Below are 22,639 nucleotides of genomic sequence, written 5' to 3' on the forward strand. Positions count from 1 at the left end.
TGCCCAAACTCCCTATCCCTTTTGCCTTACCATATGGATATAAAGGCAAATTAGGTAACATTAATGAAGGGCATAGATCGTTTTAATGGTCAAGTTTTAGATGATATTGATCATGTTAAACAGTCAGTTCGAGATATATTAACAACACCAGTTGGTTCACGTGTTCAGTTACGTACCTATGGTAGTCGATTATTCGAATATATCGATCGACCTATGAATAATGAAACAATCATACAGATTATTCTTGAATCAGCTAAATCAATTGATCAATGGGAGCCAAGGGCTAGATTAACTCGAATATTACCATTTATAAATGATAATGGTCGCCTAAATATCGATGTTGATTTTACTTATCGTCCTGACGGTAAAGCAAGCCAATTACGAGGGGTAGTGCTATGAGTGTGTTTGATTTAGCAAAACTACCATTACCAGATTCAATTAAATCAGTAGATTATGATGCCAACTTTAATGCACTGCTTGATAAGTTTAAAGAACGTATGCCAGAGTATGATGCTTACCTTGAATCAGACCCAGTCATTAAAATATTTGAAGCCTGTGCATATCTATTAACATTGAAAGATCAAGAGCGTAATGATCAGATTAAAGCAATACTGATTTCATTTGCACAAAATAAAGATTTAGACAACCTAGGTGCATTATTAGCGGTTGTACGTGCAGAGAGTGAAGATGATGAGCGTTATCGAATTCGTATTTTAACGGCATTAGAAAAAGCAAGTAGTGCAGGTTCTGCTCAAGCCTATGAAGCCTTAAGCTTAGAAGCTGATAGTCGTGTTGCAGATGTTAAAGCTTATGATGAAAAAGATAAGCCAGCTAAAGCCTTTGTCACCATTCAATCCAATGTTTCTGACAATGGTGAAGCCGATAGTGAGTTAATCAATATCGTAACTGCTTATTTAAATCACCAAGATCGAAAGCCACTAGGCGCTGAAGTCATTGTAAATAGTGTTGAAGCACTAAATTATCAGATTGATGCAATGGTTAAATTTGATCAGTCAGCAGATATTGAAACCGTTAAAATGCATATGACTAACTCAATTAATGAGCTTGTATCATTTAAACATAAAATCGGTGCTGAAATTGCCTTATCAGAAATCTATGCAAGATTAAATATGGAGGGTGTATCAGTTGTTGAAGAATTAAATGAGCCAAAAGCAAATATCAAAGCAGGTCAACATCAAGCACCTTACTGTACAAATATTAATATTGTGGAGGTAAGCGAATGAATTTATTGCCACTGAATTCAACTGAGTTAGAAAAAGCAATTGTTGGTGCATTTGAAACTGTATTAAATTCTAAAGACTTACTGATACAGAAATTATGGAATGCTGATTGTTGTCCTGATGAGTTTTTACCTTATTTAGCGAGCTTTCTATCTGTTGATTTTAGAGCTTATAACAAGGCAACGAATGAACAAAAACGTGCCATGATCAAAAGTTCAATTGATATACACAGAAGAAAAGGCACATTAGGCGCGCTAAAGCGTGCATTGGAAACTATAGACTATCAATTATCATTACGTGAATGGTATGAATATGATGGTGTGCCACATACATTTACTTTAGATGTGGTTGTAGATAAGAATAAGCAAATCAACTCTGATTTAAAGGCAATCAAGCATTTAATTGATACCAATAAAAATGTACAGAGCAGCTATATTTTTAATCTAGCAAATGATATTGATGGCAAAGTTAAAGCAGGTGGTTTTGTTGCTTCAGTTCATCAGTATAACTTAAGGGGAGTTGCTTGATGTATGAGATTAAAGTAACGGATGTTGGCAAAGCACTATTAGCACAGGCCCTATTAGACAAAGGTAAAATAAAGTTTGATGCATTTAAAATTAGCAGTGTTACTGATGATGTTAATCTAAATTCAGTTGTCTATACAGGGATAATCAATAAGATTGAAGTTAGAGAAAATGAGCTTATTTTTACCTGTGTTGTTCCTGAAAGTGCCAGTGGTTTTTGGCTAAGATCAATTGCTTTATTAGATGATCAAGAACGTGTAATTGCTTATGGTAATATTCCAGAAATATATAAATCTGATGATGATTTATCACCGAGTGTTAGTAACTATACCATCACATTACAAATAGAAAATGCTGATCAAATTAATATTGAATTTAATAGTCAGGCTTGTTCAACAGTTGCTAACTATTATCAGTTAGCAAAAAGTGTCATTTGTTTGATGAAAGATCATTCACAACTTGCTTGGGATTATGCAAAAGAAAAGTACGAAAGTTAAAAGGGGGTTATAAGTGGCAACAATAGATGATGTACTAAAAGCAACAACTGATTTAAATACTGCAGTATCAACAGAATGTCAGCGCATTGAAGATAAACTTAATGAATTAGAGTTATATAAATCACAGTTATTAGCATCATATAATGCGGAATTAGCTCGATATCAAGAGGATGGATGGCCACCACACTTTAGGCTGTCACGCAATCAAATCGGTACGGTTACAGAAGGGATACTTGACTATTTTAGTATTGTTGCTGACTGTGATATTACATTTGAAGTAATTAGAACAATTAGAACTGGTATTGTTTGGGAAGATCGAGATGCGGAAGAACAAGCAATTCTATCAGCAATGGGTAAAGAGGGTATTACACATACATTACCTGAGTTTAACATTATTAAAATGACCTGGACTAAAAAATTACCAAAAGAGAATAGTCGATTGTTCTTACAGTCGGTTAACTACCATACATATGTCACTCACGGTAGTTATGCCAAATTAGTTCAGGGTAATTTACGAGGGAGTTATTTTGAAGGTATTACTAATGAATGGGGATTATGTGGAGGAACTAATCTTTTAACTAATGCATCTTATGCGACACCGCATCCATATGCTGAAACAGAAACAGGTGAAGTTCATTTTTGTTTATTAGGTACACTTGCTGGGCGTTTTCCAATTATTAGAAGTAAACCCAGATGGGGTTATTTTCCATATTTACAAAGTATTTTAGATTAGGGGGGTTAATGATGTTAGATGAGCAAAGTTTAATTAAATCAAAATTAGCTAAACGAGATGAACTAAGAGATGCAATACATCATTCAGTTGGAGATGCAGAAAGTTTATTTAGTATTGACTCTGATTTATTACAGATAATTACTTATTTATTGATTCAGTTAATTGAATCTATGAAATCAGAAACAGCAGAAGATCATATACAAGCGATTATATCGAGATTAGATACAGATGTATTAAATACACTAGGTTTATTATCTGAAAGCCTAAAAGATAAATCACTTATTTTTCCAATTGATGTTAAACGCAAGTTTAAATCAGAGGAAGATATATTTAATGGCTTAAAAGATCGTTATACAAAAACATCGAATCATTTAAGTGATTATTACGATGATACAACACCTATTGTAAATAATGAGGCTGATGATGTTAACAATAGTTAAAGGCGTGATCTCAAATCTATCAGGCTTTATTTTAGTTTTAATTGTTGTATTTGGTGTTATTCATTTAAACCGCAAATTAAATAAGATGAATGCAATGTGGATGGATGCAAATCAAGTGATTGTTAAAAACCAACAACAGCAGATTGAAGTTAATCGAGCTTATAGCAATCAGCTAGATGCATTAACAAGTCATATTAGTGGTCTAAATGAAAAAGATCGCACACAGTGGATGCAAAGTTATCACCCAGAAATACAAGCCTTATTAAAAACACCACCAGATGGTTTAAAACCACAAGGTGTTATGTAGTGATTAAGTGGGGGGGAGTTATTTTAGTAGCTAGTTTACTTAGTGGCTGTGGTTGGTTTATGCCAACAACTCAAGTTTCAGGTCATATCCCGCCATCATTAACAACCCCAAGAATCGTACATGGTTGTAGTGAAATACAGACAGAGTTAAAACTAGCAACTTGTTATTTAAAAACATCTGAAGCTTTATATTTAGCAAATCAGGATAAAGAAAGTTTAATGAATTTAGAGAAGAAATGGCATAACTAAAAATTAAATAGAAATAGGGGGAATATATGAGTGAATTTTATCATGGTGTGGAAGTTGTAGAAATCGATGGTGGTGCAAGACCAATACGAACGGTCAAATCAAGTATCATTGGTTTAATTGGTACTGCACCTGATGCTGATGGGAATGCATTTCCGTTGAATACACCAGTATTAATTGCAGGTAGTCGATTAGATGCAGTAAAGTTAGGTTCAATTGGTACATTGCCTGATGCTATTGATGGTATATTTGACCAGATTGGTGCAATGGCCGTTGTGATTCGAGTAGAGCATAGTGATGATAATGCACAGATGCTATCAAATATCCAAGGTGGTGTTGATGTTGACACAGGTAAGCGTATGGGCGTGCAGGCATTTTTGGATGCTGGTTCAAAGCTTGGTTTAACCCCAAGGATATTAATTGCACCTGAGTTTTCAAATGAAGTCGGTATTGTTCAAGAAATGCTAAGTATTGCTGATCGATTAAAAGCAATTATTATTGCTGAAGCACCAAGCACAACAGATCAGGCAGCTATTGCTTATCAAAATAGTTTTGGTTCAGCGCGTGTTTATGTTGTTGATCCTAAAGTTCTAGTGCTTAAAGATGGCTTGGAAGTTGCTAAAGCATCATCGCCAAGGGTTGCAGGTTTAATTGCGCGTATTGATAAGCACTATGGTTGGCATTATTCACCATCCAACCATGAAATTTATGGTGTGGTTGGTACTGAAAGACCAATTGATTTTGAGCTTAATGGCAAGTGTAGAGCAAATTATTTGAATGCTAATAAAGTAGCAACGATTATTAATCAAAATGGCTTTAGGCTTTGGGGTAATCTAACTTGTTCTAATGACCCTAAGTGGCAATTTCTTTCAGTTAGGCGTACAGCTGATATGTTAAATGAATCACTGTTATATGCACATCAATGGGCAGTTGATCGAGGGATTACTAAGACATTTGTCGATGATATTGTCATGAGTGTTAATAGTTACATGCGTTCATTAGTTGCACAAGGGCGTATTTTAGGTGGCAAGTGTTGGGCAGACCCAGAATTAAATAATGAAAATGAAATTGCAAATGGTCATGTGACATTTAGTTTTGATTTCAGCCCTGTATACCCAGCCCAGCATATTACATTTAATAGTCATTTAGTGAACGATTATATTTCAGAAATATTTTAAGGGGGAAATTATGTTTAACAATTTGCTTGAGAATTTTGGTGTTTATGTCGATGGTGTTGCCTATCTTGGATTAGCCAGTGAAATTCAATTGCCAAAGATATCTGTCAAGACAGAAGAGTGGACGGCTGCAGGTATGTCGGGTACGGTTGATATTGATACGGGTAAAGTTGAAAAGATGGAAGCCGTAATTAAGCTTAAAGGCATTCAAACGGATCCAGTTAAAGCTATTGGTAATACAGAAGCACCATTGATTATTCGTGGCAGTTTAAGAAACAAAGATGGTGAAAGCAAAAAACTTATCATTGAAATGCGTGGACTGCTTAAAGAATATGATACAGGTACGATTAATGCTGAATCTTTAGGTGAAACGAGTATTACTCTATCACTAAGTTACTATCGTTTGAATGTTGATAATGAAGACTTAATCGAAGTCGATCCAATTAATAATGTTCGTAGTATTTCAGGTGAGAATTCACTTGAAAGTGTTTTAGCCAATATATCAAATTAATATTTCGAAGAGGGGGTAATATGAAAATTAAATTAAGAGAAAAAGTTAAATTAACTGATGGTACGTATAGCAATGAAATTGAAGTAAGAGAGCCAACACGTGCAGATTTAAAAGCTATAGAACATATCGAAGGTAATCTTAACCGAGAGGATTTAATGATTAGTCGTTTAACGAAAATATCAATATCAGCCTTAGATCAAATGGTATTTACAGATAGCCTAAAATTACAAGATTTAATGAGTGAGATGATGGGTGATAGCTATGACCCAAAGTCTACGGTGAGTTAATGTTTGTTATCGCAACTCAAACATCTTGGCAGATCAGTGAACTTGATCAATTACCACTATCAGAGTTAATGAAGTACTATAAATTATCCGTTAATTGGATTAAGTCTAAATATGGGGTGGAGCAATGACAAATTGGAATAAAAAAGTATCTTTGCAGTTAGGAGGAAGTCTTAATCCAAGCTTTATTAAAGCCAGTGAATCAGTTGTTAAAAATCTTGATGTTCTAGGTCGAAAAGAGCTTAAGCTTAAACAAAATAAAGCTTTAATTGGTAAATTACAGGCCGATCAAATGGCAATTAATAAGACAAATGCAAGTTATAAAAAACAAGTCCTTGAATTAAAAGCATTGCAAAGGGCTTATAGTAGTGCTTCTAAAGATGATCAAAAGCTAGCACAGAGAATTTCCAAAAAACAACAGCAGGTAAATAAAACCAATGCCAAATTAAATGAGCAACGAAAAGGGTTGAAATTATTAGGCACATCACTTAAAAAGGCAGGCATCGATACGGCAAATTTAACTTCAGAAGAAAAACGCCTTCAACGAGCATTAGAGAAAACGCAAAAGCAAGCCAAGTTAAAGAGTAAAACATTTTCTGCACTGGGTTCAGGGTTAAGTAAGGTTAAATATGCAGCACTTGGAGCAACAGCAGCAATTGGCGCTATGGGTGCAAGTGCATTTGCATCAGTGAGTAGTTTTTCAAATCATGGTGATAATGTAGCAAAAGTGGCTGATAAATTAGGTATTAGCACAGATACGCTACAAAAACTTAGATATGCAGCAGAGCGAACAGGGGTTACAACACAAACACTGGATATGGCCATGCAGCGAATGTCTCGACGATTATCAGAAGCTGCAAATGGTAGTGGTGAAGCAAAAGGCGCATTAGAAGAATTAGGTTTATCAGCGGTTGAATTAAATAATATGAAGCCTGATCAAGCACTAGCATTAATAGCAGATCGACTAGATCAGGTAACAAACCAAAAAGATCGTATGCGTTTAGCTATGAAGTTTTTTGACTCAGAAGGTGTAGCTTTAGTCAATACACTAAAAGGCGGCTCAAAAGCCTTAACACAGTATGCTAAAGATGCTGAACGTGTAGGTTATGTCTTAAATGAAAAATCCCTTCGTGCAGCAGAGAATAATCGTGATGCTTACTTGAATATGAAAACAAGTATACAGGGTGTTGCTTATGCATTAGGTGATTCATTAATGCCTGCATTTACTCAGAGCTTTAATAATATCACTGTGTGGATATCTGAGAATAAATTACAGATCACAGAATGGGCAGAGACCGCAAAAGTTATCTTCTCTACTGTAGGTACAGTAATTAAAGGTGTTGCAAGTGTAATCAGTTTTGTTTTTAAAAGCGCATGGCGATTTGGCGAGTACCTAGGAATTGCAGTTTATGACACAGTTGAAGGTATTAAAAGTGCTTTTACTGCTTTAAAAAATATAGGTCAAAGTGTTGTTGATTTCTTTAGCAAAGTGATTAGTTTTATTGTTGATCAGTTTAAAACAGTGACAGAAAAAATTGACTGGGTTAAAGATCGAGCAAAAACAGTAGCCAGTTATTTAAGTTTTGGCTATTTTGGTAATGATGAGACTGAGGTAAAAGTCAAACCTAAGTTAGAACCGATACAAGGTAATGAACTTAATTTTGCTAATTACAATCCTATTAATGTTGAAGATTTCTCAAAGGTAAGAAAACAAGTCCAGCAAGTTAATCAACAGACCCAAAATAGTAAGGTAAATCATGTTACGATTACTAATCAAGTCACAGTTCAAGGTAACGGTGATAAATTAACGTTAATGCAAGGTGTAGAAGAAGCAACCCAGAAAGCATTATATGACTATCAAGTGGGAGGGGTTTAATGTCGTTTATTCCATTAGTTTTAGGTGCAATACCATTTAGTGTTAATACGGCAACCTATAATAAAATCACTAAAAGCTATTCGTCTAAGTGGGCAACACAAGATCGAGTTAATAATAGCCCTGCATTGCAAAATACAGGTGATCAAGCTGAAACAATGACCATATCAGGTGTTACATTTCCACATGATAATGTAAATACAAAAGCAACTTTAATAGCTTTAAGAGAGTTAGCAGCAAGCCAATCAAGTAACTTTTTATTTGATTTAGACGGGTTTATTTACGGTAAGTGGGCAATTACCAATATTAGCCAAGAAAATACCAATAATAGTAATACGACTTATAGTATTAACCTTGAGCGTTACCCAGATGCAAGCTTACTTGATCAAGCAAAAGCTTTTGTTAAGGGGGTATTTTAATTGGCAAAATACACGACTAAAGATGGTGATATGCTAGATTTAATTTGTTTTAAGTACTATGGCACAACAGAGGTTACAACTAAAGTTTTAGAGGCTAACAGAGAGTTAGCAAAACAAGGCTCAGTGTTACCAGCAGGTATTGTTATCGATTTGCCAGAGATAGAAAAGCCAACAGCTAAGCGTAAGGTAACGTTATGGTAGTTGACTATCAAATCTTGGCAGATGATAAAGATATTACAGATAAAATTAAGTCAGGTTTAGTTAGTTTAACAATTACAGATACAACAGGTGATCATGCAGATGGTCTAAGTATCAGATTAGTAGATCACCATGATTCAATTCAATTTCCAAGTGATAGTTCAAAATTGAATGTGCATTTAGGTTATCAAGATAATTTACATGACTTTGGTTATTTCTTTGCTGATACGATTAGTTACAGTTACCCACCGAGTCTTTTAAATATAAATGCAAATAGTGTACCCTTTACAGCATCAAATACTTATAAAGCCATGCAGACACAAAGAACAAGATCATTTGATAATATAACATTTGAAAATCTAATTACAGTAATTGCAAACGAGCATGGGTTAGAGACATCAGTAAGCACAGATTTAGGCAAAATCTTAATTAAGCATATTGACCAAACAGATGAAGGTAATATCGGTTTTTTATATCGAGTTATTAGGCAATATGGAGGCACTTTAAAACCGACACATACAAAGCTTATTGTGCTAAATGAAAAAGGTAAAAATACTAAAGATGAAGATATGCCAGAAGTAAGTTTGAGTTTAGATCAGATATCGCAACTAACATACTCAACTAAACGAGAGGCTAAATTTAGAAGCGTGACAGCTAAATATCATGATGTAGATACAGCAGAAACTAAAAAGGTAACAATAGGTAACGGCCAACCAGAATTTTTATTGTCATATACGTATGAAGATGAGCAAACAGCAAAGGCAATAGCAAAAAAAGTATTAGATGGCTACACACAAGATACAGATACACTAAATATTACGATAGTTGGGAACCCAGAAATCATTGCTGGGGTACCAGTTATTATTAAAGGCTTACGTGATGACATTCCACAACAATGGTATGTAAAGACTGCTACACATAGTTTAAGCAAGCAGGGATACCAAACGAGTGTCCAGTTGACATTAAAATAGATCAAAAGTACTGAAAATCTTAAAAAAACATTGGTGCCCATACGGTACCCAAAGACAAAAAGTCATTAAATTTAATAATAATTTATTATTTTTTAAGTTGTTGAAATATAATGTGAAAAATGTGGCGCGCCCGGGTGGATTTGAACCACCGACCTTTGGTTTCGGAGACCAATGCTCTATCCCCTGAGCCACGGGCGCTGAAAGCAAACTTTTAATTTAAACAATTAATGTTTAAATTGTTATAGCACCCAAGCTATGGGCGCAAAAAAGTAAAGATTATGCAATTTGTTTACGGGGCTTAAATTAACATATTTTTATCTTAAGTCGAAGTGTTTTTATTCAATTATCACTTTTAGCTTATCTTTTGGTTATTGACATCTAATTTGATAAGGCTTAGCCTAACTAGATTATATTTTTTATTAGGATAGTTTGATTAATTAATGAATGACTATTATGCAGATGAGAAGCGTTCACTATACCCTTGGTTTATATGGTCATTAGGGGCAATATTTTTCTTTATTGAGTACTTCTTAAGAGTAGCGCCAAGTGTTATTCACCATCAATTAATGGTTGAGTTTCATATTGATGCATTTGATTTAGGTGTTTTATCAGCAAGCTTTTATTATGCTTATATTCTAATGCAGTTACCTGTTGGGGTAGTTACTGATCGCTTTGGCCCAAGGAAGATGTTAATTTTTAATACGGCATTGTGTGCTTTTTCTTGTATATTATTTGCTTTTGCAGATGATATTACAACTGCTGTAATTGCGAGGCTTTTGATGGGGTTCTCTGCGGCATTTGCTTTTGTTGGCACATTAAAATTATGTATTAATTGGTTTGATGTAAAAACATTTGCGTTATTAGCTGGGTTAACACAAGCAGCTGGGATGGTTGGTGCTGCAGTTGGTGATGCGCCAATGAGTTTGTTGTTTAATAGCGTTGGCTGGCGTCCTTCAATGCTTGCGTTTGCACTTTTGCTAATAATATTATCATTAGTGATGTTCTTTACCTTAAAAAATCATCCAAAAAGTATTTATTTAACAGATGAGGATGACCCAGAACAGATTCGACGTAAATCAACTATATTTGAGCATTTAAAAAGAACATTTAGTTACCCGCAATTATGGTTGAATTGTTTATTTATTGGCTTATTATATGGTCCTACAGCTATGTTTGCTGAAAATTGGGGTGTGGGTTATACCTCAGCATTTCACGGCTATGGTATTGATAAATCTGCTTTTTTAGTCGGGTTAATTTTTATAGGCCTTGCCATTGGTTGTCCAATTGCGGGAGCTTTAGCAGATCGTTGGCGTTCACGAGTGAAAGTAATGCGCCTATCGGCAATTTGTTGTTTTATTTTAATGTGTATTATCATTTATGTATCTGCGATTCCTTTCTGGCTTTTAATCATTTGTTATTTTTTCTATGGTATTTTTAATAGTGGCATTGTCGCATCTTATACTGTATCTGCAGAACTAGTGCCTGGTTCATTATCAGCGACTGCATTGGGTATTACTAATATGGCCTCAGTATTTATTGGAATGTTATTAGTACAAATTGTTGGTAGTATATTAAAAAATCTATGGAGTGGTGTTTTAGCTCAAGGCGCGCCTTATTATAGTGCTTTAGAATTTCAAAAAGCACTGGTCTTTGTGCCTTTAATATTTCTTGTTTGCTTTATTCTAAGTTTTTTTATTAAAGAAACGTTTAAAGCTTAATTAAAATAAGTTCAAGTGGATAATTGAATGAATACAATAGTATCAGAATTAAATAAACCTCAACAAGAAGCGGTTATTGTAGAAAATCAAAATACTTTAGTGTTAGCAGGGGCAGGTAGTGGCAAAACACGGGTATTAACCCATCGAATTGCCTATTTGTGCCAAGAGCAATCTTTATCACCTTTAGAAATTTTAGCTGTGACATTTACCAATAAAGCCGCGAAAGAAATGCGTGGACGAGTTGAATCATTATTAAATATTAATCCTTTTGGTATGTGGATTGGTACGTTTCATGGTATTGCACATAGATTACTTAGACGCCATGGCGATCAAATTGGTTTGGATCGTAAGTTTAGAATTTTAGATCAAGATGAACAATTACAAGTGATTAAACGTTTGCTTAAAAATATGCAAATTGATGATAGCTTTTATCCGCCAAAAACAGTACAGCAGTTTATTAATGCTCGAAAAGACGATGGTATACGAGCAGGTGAATTATCACATAAAAAAGATCAACGTTTTGATTATGAATTAATTAAAATATATCATGCCTATGAAATTCAATTAAAGGCAGATAAGGCATTAGATTTTGCTGATTTATTATTATATGCTTATGAATTGTGGAAAATTCCAAGTGTTCTTGAGCATTATCAAAAGCGTTTTAAAGCAATCTTAGTCGATGAGTTTCAGGATACAAATGATATTCAATATCGCTGGTTAAAAGCTTTAGTACATGAAAATAACCATATTATGGTTGTTGGCGATGATGACCAGTCAATTTATGGTTGGCGAGGTGCTAAGGTTGAGAATATTTTTAAATTCAAACAAGAATTTGCACCGGTTGAAGTGATTCGCCTTGAACAAAACTATCGTTCGACTCAAACAATTCTAAATGCTGCAAATGGCATTATTAAACATAATGATCAAAGAATGGGCAAACAGCTATGGTCACAAGGAAATACAGGAGAAAAATTAAAGCTTTATGAGGCATTAGATGAACGTGATGAAGCGTCATTTATTTCTTCAAAAATCCAAGACTTAATTGAAAATCAAAAAGTTTCACCGGCATCAATTGCTATATTATATCGCTCCAATGCACAATCGAGGGTATTAGAAGAAGCGCTACTACAAAAACAAGTGCCTTATCGTATTTATGGTGGTCTGCGATTTTTTGAACGTGCTGAAATTAAAGATGCGCTTGCATATTTGCGTTTGATCGTTTTAAGGGAAGATAATGTTGCTTTTGAGCGTGTGATTAATACACCTACAAGAGGTATTGGTCTTAAAACGGTTGAAAAATTAAGAGAAATTGCTAAAGCTAAAAATATCAGCTTATGGCATAGTGCATGCGAATTTGCTATTGATAAAAATATTACTCAACGAACAAGAAATAATGTTGCTGAATTTATTAAACTGATTGATCATATGGATGCACAGTTAGAAGATTTTAGTTTAAAAGAAAAAATGCGCTTTGTGCTAGAAGCTTCAGGCTTAATGGCAATGTATCGAAATGATAAGAAAGAAAGTGCATTACAAAAGTTAGAAAACTTAGAAGAGTTAGTGAATGCTGTCAGTGAATTTACACCGATGGTAACGATTGATGTCGATGAAAATGATCTATTAGAAGAATTTTTAAGTTTTGCTGTTTTAGAATCAGGGGAAGGGCGTGCTGATGAGTTTACTTCAAGTGTTCAGTTGATGACATTACATTCAGCTAAGGGGTTGGAATTTCCTTATGTCTTTATTGCAGGTCTTGAAGAAGGGCTATTTCCAAGCCATAGGGCACAAGATGAAGATCGATTAAGTGAAGAACGTCGACTTTGCTATGTTGGTATTACTCGTGCAATGCAAAAGCTTTATTTATCTTATGCAAAGGTTCGTCATCAATATGGTGATGTTAACTACCAAAAAAAATCACGTTTTATTCAAGAGATTCCAGAAGATTTAATTGATGAAGTACGACTAAAGCAACAACCATTAAAATCCCAATTTGGTTTTGGATTTAATCAATGTGCTTCAGATGATGCAAGTGCTTTTAAATCAGGTGATTTAGTTAGTCACCATAAATTTGGTATTGGCGTTTTTATTAAAGAAGAAGGCATGGGGGATCAAAAGCGCTATATTATTGATTTTAAGGGTGGTTATGGCATTAAAACATTATTAGCTCGCATGATTGAATTAGAGAAAATTTAGCAAATAAATTGATGATTATTATGTGGATTGTGCATTTTTTTTAACTAATTTAGACTAATTCGATTAAAATAAATAATAGAGATAGCAATTACTTATTTGGTATTTTTTGGATAATGGGATTAGAAGTTACTAAGCAGACATTAAGAGCTAATCGGCGCTTATGCATTTACCATACAAAATTTGATCCTAAAAAGAAAACTTTATTGTTTATTCATGGATTAGGTGGTAAAGCACGTGATTGGCATTATCAATGGCGGCATTATGAACAATGTTATAATGTATTAAGTCTCGACTTATATGGTCATGGTAATAGTGGCTTTTCAAAACGTAAATATGATTTCAGTGTTTTATCGTATATTCTTGATTTTCAGGCATTGTTAGAAAAGCATGACTATCATCATATTACAGTATTCTGTCATGGTTATGGTGCTTTAATTGCACTTAATTTAGCAGCACTTTATCCAAGTAAAGTGTTGAAAGTTATTATGCTAAATCCAGTTACATTAGAGTTGGATCAGCTTTTAAGATCAAAATGGTGGCATCAATTACCAGCAGTTTTCATTCGATTACTTTTTAGATTAGGCTTCTGGAATGGTATGTGGTATCGCCAGATTGACAGTAAAGATAAGCGTACTGTACTTACTTTAAAGTATGCGCTAAAAATGCTTAGTTTTAATCCAAAAATAGAATACCATCAAATTAAACAGCAAGTCTTATTATTATTAAGTAAACATCACCCACTGATTATTAGTAAAAGTATTGCAAAATATTATGCTAAACGAATCAAGCGCTTACGCACAAAATTTTTGGCTTCTGATGATTATGAATTAATGAATTATTATGAGCAAGTTGACTTTTATAGTGATCAACTTATTGAACATTTAAATATCTCAGCATTTAGAAATTTAGTATTTGAAGGCGCGGGCATTCGAGGAATTGCTTATAGTGGTGTTGTCAGTGCTTTAGCTGATCTAGGTATTATGTCGCATATCAAACGGGTTGCCGGTGTATCAGCTGGTGCAATTTATGCAGCCTTAGTGGCGCTTAAATATGATAAAGATGAGCTTTATCATACAATTGCGCCATTAGATTTTAGGCAGTTTACGGATAAGGGTAATAATTTTATTTCCAATACGACACGATTTTTATCTGACTTTGGTTGGTATCGTGGTGATCGTTTTTATGAGTGGATGAGTGAGCGAATTGCAGATAAAGCAGGCAGAAGTGATATTACCTTTCGTGATTTAAAGGCATTAGGTGGGCTTGATTTGTATATTATTGCAACGAATATGTCGAAGCGATGTGCTGATGTATTTTCATTTGATCAGACGCCAGATGTAGAAATCCGTGATGCAATTCGCATGTCAATGAGTATTCCATTATATTATCGAGCCATTAAAAGAGAAGTTGATAAAGAAGATTGTGTGATGATTGATGGTGGTATGACATGGAATTACCCAATTCATTTATTTGATGATAAACGCTTTATTGAAAATCCAATTAATGTTGGTCATACAAAGTACCAAGGTACAGATGATAATTATTGTTTTAATCATGAAACTTTAGGGTTTAGGTTAGAGCCTTTATTTAAACTACCAAACTATGAGCAACAAGAAAAAAGTTACCAAAAGGTTAGTAATTTAGTTGATTATGCAAAGGTATTAATGGAGTTTATTGCAGAAGTTAGTGTAAAAGGGCATTTACCTAAGGATGACTGGAATCGAACGGTATTTGTTGATACACAGGATGTAGCTGCGATGGATTTCTCAATTTCTTCTGAAAGAATAAAATCCTTAATTAAACAAGGAAAAATTGGTGTTCAGAAACACTTTGCTTGGCGAATGAGTCAAGATGGGATAAGATTTCCACAATAATGGCTAATTCATCAGTTTAGAAAATAGTTAGTCATATTGCAATAAGCCAAATAATTAAGGGTAAGTGTGAATAAAAAAGTGAAGATGTCTAAGCCAGGTGACAATGATGTTCTAAAACCTGAGAAGTTACAAAAAGTATTGGCTCAAGCAGGCATTGGCTCAAGAAGACAAATGGAAGAGTGGATTCAAGCGGGTAGAATTTCTGTTAATGGGCGTCAGGCTGAAACAGGTATGCGCGTAACATTAAATGATCGGATTGAAGTAGACGGTAAGCCATTGGTTAAAATTGCAACCTTTTTAACGCGTCCAAGGGTAGTTCTATACCATAAGCCAGCAGGAGAAATATGCTCTAAATCAGATCCTGAAGGTCGTAAAACAGTCTTTGATGCATTACCAAAACTTAAAAATGGCCGTTGGGTTATGGTTGGTAGGCTTGATTATAATACTTCAGGCTTATTGTTGTTTACAACAGATGGAGAATTAGCAAATCGTTTAATGCATCCATCCTATGAGTTAGAGCGAGAGTATGCCGTACGTTTATTTGGTGAAGTCACTGATGAAATGATTGAAACACTTAAAACAGGCATTAATCTTGAAGATGGTATGGCTAAGTTTGATTCAATTCAATTTAGAGGCGGTGAAGGTTTGAACACTTGGTATCATGTGATCTTAAGAGAGGGAAGAAATCGTGAGGTCAGACGTATGTGGGAGTCATTTGATCATATCAAAGTGAGTCGCCTAACTCGTGTTCGATATGGTGATATTATACTGCCACGTAATCTAGCTCAAGGTAAGGCGCTGGAATTAACCGCAATGCAGGTAAATGATTTACGTAAATCCGTTGGTATGCGTTCGTTTACATTTCCAAAGGCGATTTATCATAAAAATAAGACAAAATCATTTAAATAAGTTTATTTATGCAATCAAAGGCTCTCTTATGTTTGTAGTTATTTATCGAGTGTATGTAAAAAAAGCTAAAGAAGATGAATATCAAAAATTATGGCGTAAAGTAGCAAATTACTTTATTGAGTATCGAGGTGCAATAGGTTCTGTTTTACATAAAACAGATCAAGGTTTTTTTCTTGCTTATTCAAGGTGGCCAGATAAACAAACACGAGATGCATCTTGGCCAGGAGAAGATGCGCCTTCTGATGTTTTACCAGAAGATATCCGTCAAAGTATTTTAGAAATGAAATCTTGTGCTGATCAAGAAAATAAATTACCCGAGATTACCATGGAAGTGGTTGATGATTTGTTATTTAATCAAGCTTAACTAAACCTTATTAAAATTCAAAGTCATCGCGAGCTTGTTCAATACACTCTTCGACAGTTTGTTGCTGAGTGTCTTTAGTATGTCCTTTAATAATGTCAATCACTTCTTTTGTATCGTCAGTTAGAATTAATAAGTCAAGATCTTCTGGGCTTATGGTTTTTTCTTGAACAACAACATCTTTTAACCAAGTAATTAAGCCGGACCAATACGATTTACCAACGAGTATGACTGGCATATATTTTTTCTTTTTAGTTTGTATTAGAGTAACAATATCAAATAATTCATCTAAGGTTCCAAAGCCACCAGGCATAACAATATAAGCTAGTGAATGTTTGATAAACGTTGCTTTTCGAGTGAAAAAATAGCGATAACGTAATGTAATATCTTGATGGCCATTAGAAACTTGTTCAAATGGTAAATCAATATTTAAACCAACACTTAATGATGAACCAAGTGAGGCACCAACGTTGGCTGCTTGCATAATACCAGGTCCTCCACCTGTAATAATACTAAAGCCTTCATCAGAGAGTGATTGGGCGATCTCTTGTGCTTGTTGGTAATAAAAATTACCTTCTTTTAAGCGAGCTGAGCCAAAAATACTTACCGCTGGACGGATATGGTCAAGGCGCTCATGACCTTCGACAAGTTCAGCAATAATTTTAAATAAATTCCAAGTCTCTTTAGCATTAACATAAGGACTTTCTCTTAAAGCACGTGAGTGAGGTTTAACTCTTGTTTTATTAAATGTCATAACGATCTCCTTTAATGAAGGATTAATTGCTACCATACCTTGGTAGATATAAAATGTAGATAATTACCTGTCATATAGTTTTATTATAGTGGCTTAAGTCGCTAGATGCATAAGGATTTTTTTTACGAAAGATTATTATATTGAATTTGCAAATTTGATTGTTTCTCTAATTAGCTATGGCATAATCATGATGTTTGATTAAATTTATGAAATATTTAAGGAAGTAATTATGGATCAACCAATTAAATCTAAAGCTGCAATTGCATGGGGGCCAAAAGAGCCATTAACGATTGAAACAATTGATGTTATGCCACCAAAAAAAGGTGAGGTATTAGTAAAAATCATTGCAACAGGGGTTTGTCATACAGATAAATTTACACTTTCAGGTGAAGACCCTGAAGGCATATTTCCTTGTGTACTAGGTCATGAAGGTGGTGGTGTTGTTGAGGCAGTTGGTGAAGGCGTAACTAGTGTCAGTGTTGGCGATCATGTGATTCCACTTTATACGCCTGAGTGTGGTACTTGTAAGTTTTGTACTTCAGGTAAAACCAATCTATGCCAAAAAATCAGAGAAACCCAAGGTAAGGGGCTAATGCCTGATGGGACAACACGCTTTTATAAAGATGGAGAAGAAATTTATCATTATATGGGTTGTTCAACTTTTTCAGAATATACCGTATTGCCAGAGATTTCATTAGCAAAAATTAATAAAGAAGCGCCATTAGATGAAGTATGTCTTCTAGGTTGTGGCGTAACAACAGGTATTGGTGCTGTGATGAATACTGCTAAAGTTGAAGCAGGTGCAACTGTAGCAGTATTTGGTTTAGGTGGTATAGGTCTTTCAGCAATTATTGGTGCAAAAATGGCTGATGCAGGTAGAATTATAGCCATTGATATTAATGAATCGAAATTTGACTTAGCAAAAAAGCTTGGTGCGACAGATTGTATTAATCCTAAGAATTATGACAAACCAATTCAACAAGTGATTGTTGAGTTAACAGATGGTGGTGTTGATTACTCATTTGAATGTATTGGTAATGTCAATGTGATGCGCCAAGCATTAGAATGTTGTCATAAAGGCTGGGGTGAATCAGTTATTATTGGTGTAGCAGGTCAAGGCCAAGAAATATCAACTCGACCATTTCAATTAGTAACGGGACGAACATGGAAAGGTAGTGCATTTGGAGGTGTGAAAGGTCGCTCTGAATTACCAAATTATGTCGAGCGTTACTTAAATGGTGAGTTTGTCTTAAAAGACTTTATTACGCATAAATTATCTTTAGAGGAAATCAATAATGCATTTGATTTGATGGCTGAAGGTAAAAGTATTCGTAGTGTTGTCGTTTACTAACTTAGCTAAAGGTGTTGTATGATTAATTTAGTTAGTTCAACTCAATGCTTTAATGGAGTGCATCAGCAATATACACATCAATCAGATGTTTTAAATTGTCAGATGCGTTTTGCTGTTTTTTTACCACCACAATATAACAGAGAGGATGTACCTTTACTATATTGGCTATCTGGTTTAACTTGTACAGATGAAAACTTTATGCAAAAAGCAGGTGCTTTAAAGTATGCTTCTGAGTTAGGTCTTGCAATTGTTGCAGCAGATACCTCACCACGTGGAGAAGGTGTTCCTGATGATAAAGATAATGCCTATGATTTTGGTTTGGGTGCTGGTTTTTATTTAAATGCAACTAAGGAGCCATGGCGTGAAAATTATCAGATGTATGACTATATACTAAAAGAATTACCGAGTGTCATTGAGCATAATTTTAAATTTTCTGGAAAACCGGCGATTTCTGGTCATTCTATGGGTGGGCATGGTGCTTTGGTGTTAGCGCTAAGAACTCCACAAAAATTTGCTTCAGTTTCTGCTTTTAGTCCAATTTGTCACCCATCTGTTGTGCCTTGGGGAAAGAAAGCTTTTTCTAATTATTTGGGAGATGATAAGAATTTGTGGGCTAAGTATGATAGTGTTTTATTAATGCAGAATATAACAGCATTAGATGGTATGCCAAACATATTAATTGATCAAGGTGATTGTGATCAGTTTTTAGAGTCACAGTTAGCACCTGAATCATTAGAAAAAGCTGCAAAAAAAATCAACTATCCATTAACGATGCGTTATCAGAAAGGTTACGATCATAGTTATTATTTTATTTCGACATTTATTGCTGATCATTTAAAGTATCATTATCTTAACCTTGTAAAATAGATGTTCTACGAACATAAAAGAGAAAAAATATTTCATTAATTTTTTTTGTTTTTATTTGTATATCTATATGAACTTAAAATGATTCGTATTGTGATTATTTATTTATATTTGTTATTAATTATTGCAACTTAACATTTATGGCAATTATTTATCATGTTATGATTCATTGCTTCTTAAATTAGAATTCAGAAATCTAAAGGTAGATTGTAATGACTCATACAAATATAAGTTCTCAAATTAAAAAAGAATTAATAGAAAAATTACTTACATCAGACCTAATTAATCATCAACTTTTGATAAGTAACAATCAATCAGCTGAACTAGGCCGAGCATGTGCAGCAATTTTAGTTGGTGTAATAAACTATGGCTATAATGTTGCAAATCGTTCTGAGTTAAGAGCTCCTATTTCAAGTCCTAGCGATCTTTTACTTGAGTCTGCTATTAGTATATTAGGTAGTATTCATTCAGGCCGTTATTTACGAAGTGAAAATAATCATCCATCAAGGCAGGTGTATCAGTCAATTATTGGTTTACTAAAACTACCTACACTTGATCGCCATATTGAATTAAAGAAGCAAATACTCCATCAGTGTTTGGAAAGTATACTCATTGATAGAGTGAATAAAAAACAGATTATAGCTGACTTTTATAAATTAACTTATGATAAATTTATTAGTAAATACGCAATAGAAGATGTAAAGCAAAAAAATAGTATAGATTCTTTGAAGGTTGATTATATTTCTATAAGTGATGATTCTAATAAGAATAAGATAATAAATCAATTTAATAGGTTATTAAATCAATATATTTCTCAATCGCCTAAAAAAGAGAATATTAAAGATAGACAGTGTATCATATCTAATCTAATTTCCACGCTAGATAGTATTAAGTTAAAAATCATTACTGCTTATGAAAGATATAATATCAATGTAAATTTAAGTGATATCAGTTTAATAGAAGCTTTATTAAAGCAAGATATTGTTTATTTATTTAGTAGTAAAGCAGATGGTAGTCATGCCTACTGGTTAGGTCAATGGAAATCACCTGAAGAAGTTATGGAAAACTTATTTGCTAAGTTAACATTTAATGAAATTAAATTATTAAGTAATAAATTACTCAAAGAAGAATTAGACAAATTTAAGGGAGATAGTGATTTTTATATGTGGCCAGATTCTCATCTAAATTTGGATGAAAGAGACGTCTCAACAGATCTAAGTATAGGTGATATAGGTGATACAGATAATATCAGTATCTCAATAGACCTAACAGGTCGACTTGATGGTGTTCATATAAATGTATTCAATAGAATCGATCAATTAGGGACATTTTCTAATGTAATGGAACAACGGTTAAAAATTATAAAGGATGCAGCAAGGATAATAAACACTACAGTAACCTCTAAACTAATTGACGTTGAAGCACCTAAAACAGATTATCCTTGCGTTATTTTCGATTTAAGAAAATTAATTAATCATTTAAGACATCAATCAGATACAAATCCTTTGCTTGAAGCATCTTTAGTGTTTGAAGATCATCAGGTGTCTTCTTCAACTATAAGTAGTTTAAATCATTTATTGCTGAGCTATTTTGCAGGTATTGTTAATAGAGAAAGTATAAAAGCTTATGGCCATGATTATATTGAATTACAGCCACAGGGATCATTTGGTAGTCTAAGGCCAACAATTACTGATACTGGCTATTCATTTAGGCTATCTTTAGGCTTAGTGCCTAGTACATATACAGCTATTTTAGCTTCGGCATATAAGGATTTTATAGAAGAGATTAGTGAAGATAAAACGCTTAGCTCATTATTAAGTTTTTTAGCTAATGAAATTGATATATCTAGACAAAATGCAAGAAATAAAGCTCCAAATATATTATCTCAGAATCAAGTAAGAATTTGTATAGCAGATTTATCAAGCATAGGAATAACATTAGCTGAAATTTGTAAAAAGCTTAGTACGGTGCAAAATGTGAAGGACTTTGTTAAGGAAGTTGAGCAAATGATTTCAGAGAGGAATAATAATATAATTACTGAGAAAAGTCAGATAGACTCAAAGGCACCAGATGGGTTAGTTGCAATCTATAGTAATTTGTGTAATTTGTATGCAAATAATAAGGATAAATTTCAAATCATTAATAATAATTTATTTTTAAAAAGCTTGGATGAATTAATAGATTTAGTAATATCTATTGAAAATAGATCTAAAAATTATTCAATTATAACAACAAAGATTGAATCATTATGCCGTCTATTAAAGCTAAGAGGTGAATTAGAAATATTTGAAAGAAGGTATCAAAGGCTAAATACTGAACTTGATGAGAATTCCTCACAAAAGAAATCAACTGATTTAGTATTAACAAATGATGGTATAACTATAGCAACAGCTTCAAGAGGGGGAATGGCTGCTTTTACACGGATAGTTGAGATTATTAATAACGTATATTCAAGTTTAGGTAACTCATATCAAGGTAATATGGCAGAAATTTATTTTGAAATTGATTCTAATACGCCACAGGAAATATACGATATGCACTCACATCTCTCAGGAGAAAACTATCATGGTAAATGGTTGTTAGATGAGGAAGAAATAACTGCTAATACTGAAATTAAATTAGCTGATATAGCCCAATTCCCTCGACATCGAACAGGAGAAAGTAAGCCAACTATTTGGAAAGAAGATTGGTCTAAAATTAATGAACAGATAAGACCTGAAGTATTGGTAATTGATATTTCGTCAGCACAACAGAAGGATTTTGATCATTTATATAAAGAGTTTGAAAGGTCAGGTAGTAATCAAAAACCATATGCAATGATCTTATTTGCGAGTGATAATAAATTTGGACAATCAGGTGTCGATTTAGTCTCTATGGGTGATCTACGTTTAGTAACAAAAAGCTTCAATGGTAATAATAATAGAGCACATCAGTTAATAAATAACTTAAGAAAAGCGTTTGAGGATGTTTATAATCAACAGGAAGAAAATACTACTGCAACAAAGGCATATAGAAAATTGCAAGACAATATAAAAGCTCGACGTAGCTCCAAACGAAAAGCGTCTAGTTTACAACCTAGTTCACTTTTTCATGAATCAGGTGAGCCGGAATCTAAGAAGCAAAAAGTAGAGTTTAGTTTTTAATGAGTTATTAAAATTATGACGATTTAGTGAGTGTTTACATTTAGAAATTATTTC

Annotated in this window: 24 protein-coding genes and 1 tRNA gene; 23 read left to right on the top strand and 2 right to left on the bottom strand. The window is 33.7% G+C overall.

What is annotated here, in order from left to right:
• The first annotated feature begins 63 nt into the window (after nt 1-63).
• The 15 genes from KFE69_03190 (at nt 64) to KFE69_03260 (ending at nt 9,418) form a co-directional block, all read left to right on the top strand.
• Nucleotides 64-399, top strand: coding sequence for a GPW/gp25 family protein (locus tag KFE69_03190; GenBank protein UTW43165.1), 336 nt, complete (start codon nt 64-66; stop codon nt 397-399).
• Entirely contained in the window at nt 396-1,244 is an 849-nt protein-coding gene (locus KFE69_03195) for a baseplate J/gp47 family protein (protein UTW43166.1), read from the top strand. Before KFE69_03190 ends, KFE69_03195 begins: the two co-directional genes overlap by 4 nt.
• Nucleotides 1,241-1,768, top strand: a complete 528-nt coding sequence (locus KFE69_03200) for a phage tail protein I (GenBank protein ID UTW43167.1) — start codon at nt 1,241-1,243, stop codon at nt 1,766-1,768. The genes KFE69_03195 and KFE69_03200 overlap by 4 nt, the downstream gene beginning before the upstream one ends.
• The gene (locus KFE69_03205) at nt 1,768-2,262 is read left to right on the top strand and encodes a phage tail protein (protein ID UTW43168.1); all 495 of its coding nucleotides are present in this window, start codon (nt 1,768-1,770) and stop codon (nt 2,260-2,262) included. Before KFE69_03200 ends, KFE69_03205 begins: the two co-directional genes overlap by 1 nt.
• A gap of 13 nt (nt 2,263-2,275) precedes the next feature.
• On the top strand, nt 2,276-2,995 hold the full coding sequence (locus KFE69_03210; protein ID UTW43169.1) for a hypothetical protein: 720 nt from the start codon (nt 2,276-2,278) through the stop codon (nt 2,993-2,995).
• Between the two features lie 11 nt (nt 2,996-3,006).
• Nucleotides 3,007-3,435, top strand: coding sequence for a hypothetical protein (locus tag KFE69_03215; GenBank protein UTW43170.1), 429 nt, complete (start codon nt 3,007-3,009; stop codon nt 3,433-3,435).
• Nucleotides 3,419-3,742, top strand: a complete 324-nt coding sequence (locus tag KFE69_03220; GenBank protein UTW43171.1) for a hypothetical protein — start codon at nt 3,419-3,421, stop codon at nt 3,740-3,742. The genes KFE69_03215 and KFE69_03220 overlap by 17 nt, the downstream gene beginning before the upstream one ends.
• Nucleotides 3,742-3,990, top strand: coding sequence for a hypothetical protein (locus KFE69_03225; GenBank protein ID UTW43172.1), 249 nt, complete (start codon nt 3,742-3,744; stop codon nt 3,988-3,990). The genes KFE69_03220 and KFE69_03225 overlap by 1 nt, the downstream gene beginning before the upstream one ends.
• A 26-nt stretch (nt 3,991-4,016) precedes the next feature.
• Nucleotides 4,017-5,165 (top strand): phage tail sheath subtilisin-like domain-containing protein, encoded by a 1,149-nt coding sequence (locus KFE69_03230; GenBank protein UTW43173.1) that lies wholly within the window; start codon nt 4,017-4,019, stop codon nt 5,163-5,165.
• A 10-nt stretch (nt 5,166-5,175) separates the two neighbouring features.
• Complete coding sequence (locus KFE69_03235; protein ID UTW43174.1) at nt 5,176-5,673, top strand: phage major tail tube protein; 498 nt, start codon at nt 5,176-5,178, stop codon at nt 5,671-5,673.
• Nucleotides 5,674-5,693: 20 nt separating this feature from the next.
• Nucleotides 5,694-5,960: a phage tail assembly protein gene (locus KFE69_03240; GenBank protein ID UTW43175.1), complete on the top strand. Its 267-nt coding sequence runs from the start codon at nt 5,694-5,696 to the stop codon at nt 5,958-5,960.
• 124 nt (nt 5,961-6,084) lie between these two features.
• The gene (locus KFE69_03245) at nt 6,085-7,833 is read left to right on the top strand and encodes a hypothetical protein (GenBank protein ID UTW43176.1); all 1,749 of its coding nucleotides are present in this window, start codon (nt 6,085-6,087) and stop codon (nt 7,831-7,833) included.
• Nucleotides 7,833-8,249, top strand: coding sequence for a phage tail protein (locus KFE69_03250; GenBank protein UTW43177.1), 417 nt, complete (start codon nt 7,833-7,835; stop codon nt 8,247-8,249). The genes KFE69_03245 and KFE69_03250 overlap by 1 nt, the downstream gene beginning before the upstream one ends.
• Entirely contained in the window at nt 8,250-8,450 is a 201-nt protein-coding gene (locus tag KFE69_03255; protein UTW43178.1) for a tail protein X, read from the top strand. It abuts the gene before it with no gap.
• Nucleotides 8,444-9,418 (top strand): hypothetical protein, encoded by a 975-nt coding sequence (locus KFE69_03260; protein UTW43179.1) that lies wholly within the window; start codon nt 8,444-8,446, stop codon nt 9,416-9,418. The genes KFE69_03255 and KFE69_03260 overlap by 7 nt, the downstream gene beginning before the upstream one ends.
• Before the next feature lie 122 nt (nt 9,419-9,540).
• Here KFE69_03260 and KFE69_03265 read toward each other — a convergent pair.
• A tRNA-Arg gene (locus tag KFE69_03265) sits at nt 9,541-9,616 on the bottom strand.
• A 242-nt stretch (nt 9,617-9,858) separates the two neighbouring features.
• Here KFE69_03265 and KFE69_03270 point away from each other — a divergent pair.
• The 5 genes from KFE69_03270 to KFE69_03290 all read left to right on the top strand — a co-directional run bounded on the left by KFE69_03270 (nt 9,859) and on the right by KFE69_03290 (nt 16,476).
• Nucleotides 9,859-11,136 (top strand): MFS transporter, encoded by a 1,278-nt coding sequence (locus tag KFE69_03270; GenBank protein UTW43180.1) that lies wholly within the window; start codon nt 9,859-9,861, stop codon nt 11,134-11,136.
• A gap of 27 nt (nt 11,137-11,163) precedes the next feature.
• Nucleotides 11,164-13,329 (top strand): DNA helicase II, encoded by a 2,166-nt coding sequence (gene uvrD / locus KFE69_03275; protein UTW43181.1) that lies wholly within the window; start codon nt 11,164-11,166, stop codon nt 13,327-13,329.
• Nucleotides 13,330-13,442: 113 nt separating this feature from the next.
• Entirely contained in the window at nt 13,443-15,203 is a 1,761-nt protein-coding gene (locus tag KFE69_03280) for an alpha/beta fold hydrolase (protein ID UTW43182.1), read from the top strand.
• Between the two features lie 84 nt (nt 15,204-15,287).
• On the top strand, nt 15,288-16,112 hold the full coding sequence (locus KFE69_03285) for a pseudouridine synthase (protein UTW43957.1): 825 nt from the start codon (nt 15,288-15,290) through the stop codon (nt 16,110-16,112).
• A gap of 28 nt (nt 16,113-16,140) precedes the next feature.
• Nucleotides 16,141-16,476: an antibiotic biosynthesis monooxygenase gene (locus KFE69_03290; GenBank protein ID UTW43183.1), complete on the top strand. Its 336-nt coding sequence runs from the start codon at nt 16,141-16,143 to the stop codon at nt 16,474-16,476.
• A gap of 10 nt (nt 16,477-16,486) precedes the next feature.
• Here KFE69_03290 and KFE69_03295 read toward each other — a convergent pair whose 3' ends face one another.
• Nucleotides 16,487-17,227: a TIGR00730 family Rossman fold protein gene (locus KFE69_03295; GenBank protein UTW43184.1), complete on the bottom strand. Its 741-nt coding sequence runs from the start codon at nt 17,225-17,227 to the stop codon at nt 16,487-16,489.
• Between the two features lie 241 nt (nt 17,228-17,468).
• On the opposite strand from KFE69_03295, the gene KFE69_03300 reads away from it, so the two are divergent.
• From KFE69_03300 to KFE69_03310, 3 genes are all read left to right on the top strand, one after another.
• Nucleotides 17,469-18,578 (top strand): S-(hydroxymethyl)glutathione dehydrogenase/class III alcohol dehydrogenase, encoded by a 1,110-nt coding sequence (locus KFE69_03300; protein ID UTW43958.1) that lies wholly within the window; start codon nt 17,469-17,471, stop codon nt 18,576-18,578.
• 18 nt (nt 18,579-18,596) lie between these two features.
• Nucleotides 18,597-19,445 carry an S-formylglutathione hydrolase gene (gene fghA / locus KFE69_03305; protein UTW43185.1) on the top strand — a complete coding sequence of 283 codons (849 nt, stop codon included), beginning with the start codon at nt 18,597-18,599 and terminating at the stop codon, nt 19,443-19,445.
• Nucleotides 19,446-19,654: 209 nt separating this feature from the next.
• Nucleotides 19,655-22,585, top strand: coding sequence for a hypothetical protein (locus KFE69_03310; protein UTW43186.1), 2,931 nt, complete (start codon nt 19,655-19,657; stop codon nt 22,583-22,585).
• Nucleotides 22,586-22,639 lie beyond the last annotated feature (54 nt).

It is taken from the genome of bacterium SCSIO 12844 (assembly GCA_024397935.1).
Taxonomy (GTDB): Bacteria; Pseudomonadota; Gammaproteobacteria; order Francisellales; family Francisellaceae; genus M0027.

What these genes read in the sequence shown, in the direction of transcription:
- KFE69_03190 (UTW43165.1), top strand. Translation starts at nt 64, where the DNA reads ATGAAGGGCATAGATCGTTTTAATGGTCAAGTTTTAGATGATATTGAT.
- KFE69_03195 (UTW43166.1), top strand. Translation starts at nt 396, where the DNA reads ATGAGTGTGTTTGATTTAGCAAAACTACCATTACCAGATTCAATTAAA.
- KFE69_03200 (UTW43167.1), top strand. Translation starts at nt 1,241, where the DNA reads ATGAATTTATTGCCACTGAATTCAACTGAGTTAGAAAAAGCAATTGTT.
- KFE69_03205 (UTW43168.1), top strand. Translation starts at nt 1,768, where the DNA reads ATGTATGAGATTAAAGTAACGGATGTTGGCAAAGCACTATTAGCACAG.
- KFE69_03215 (UTW43170.1), top strand. Translation starts at nt 3,007, where the DNA reads ATGTTAGATGAGCAAAGTTTAATTAAATCAAAATTAGCTAAACGAGAT.
- KFE69_03220 (UTW43171.1), top strand. Translation starts at nt 3,419, where the DNA reads ATGTTAACAATAGTTAAAGGCGTGATCTCAAATCTATCAGGCTTTATT.
- KFE69_03230 (UTW43173.1), top strand. Translation starts at nt 4,017, where the DNA reads ATGAGTGAATTTTATCATGGTGTGGAAGTTGTAGAAATCGATGGTGGT.
- KFE69_03235 (UTW43174.1), top strand. Translation starts at nt 5,176, where the DNA reads ATGTTTAACAATTTGCTTGAGAATTTTGGTGTTTATGTCGATGGTGTT.
- KFE69_03240 (UTW43175.1), top strand. Translation starts at nt 5,694, where the DNA reads ATGAAAATTAAATTAAGAGAAAAAGTTAAATTAACTGATGGTACGTAT.
- KFE69_03245 (UTW43176.1), top strand. Translation starts at nt 6,085, where the DNA reads ATGACAAATTGGAATAAAAAAGTATCTTTGCAGTTAGGAGGAAGTCTT.
- KFE69_03250 (UTW43177.1), top strand. Translation starts at nt 7,833, where the DNA reads ATGTCGTTTATTCCATTAGTTTTAGGTGCAATACCATTTAGTGTTAAT.
- KFE69_03260 (UTW43179.1), top strand. Translation starts at nt 8,444, where the DNA reads ATGGTAGTTGACTATCAAATCTTGGCAGATGATAAAGATATTACAGAT.
- KFE69_03270 (UTW43180.1), top strand. Translation starts at nt 9,859, where the DNA reads ATGAATGACTATTATGCAGATGAGAAGCGTTCACTATACCCTTGGTTT.
- uvrD (UTW43181.1), top strand. Translation starts at nt 11,164, where the DNA reads ATGAATACAATAGTATCAGAATTAAATAAACCTCAACAAGAAGCGGTT.
- KFE69_03280 (UTW43182.1), top strand. Translation starts at nt 13,443, where the DNA reads ATGGGATTAGAAGTTACTAAGCAGACATTAAGAGCTAATCGGCGCTTA.
- KFE69_03285 (UTW43957.1), top strand. Translation starts at nt 15,288, where the DNA reads ATGTCTAAGCCAGGTGACAATGATGTTCTAAAACCTGAGAAGTTACAA.
- KFE69_03290 (UTW43183.1), top strand. Translation starts at nt 16,141, where the DNA reads ATGTTTGTAGTTATTTATCGAGTGTATGTAAAAAAAGCTAAAGAAGAT.
- KFE69_03295 (UTW43184.1), bottom strand. Translation starts at nt 17,227, where the DNA reads ATGACATTTAATAAAACAAGAGTTAAACCTCACTCACGTGCTTTAAGA.
- fghA (UTW43185.1), top strand. Translation starts at nt 18,597, where the DNA reads ATGATTAATTTAGTTAGTTCAACTCAATGCTTTAATGGAGTGCATCAG.
- KFE69_03310 (UTW43186.1), top strand. Translation starts at nt 19,655, where the DNA reads ATGACTCATACAAATATAAGTTCTCAAATTAAAAAAGAATTAATAGAA.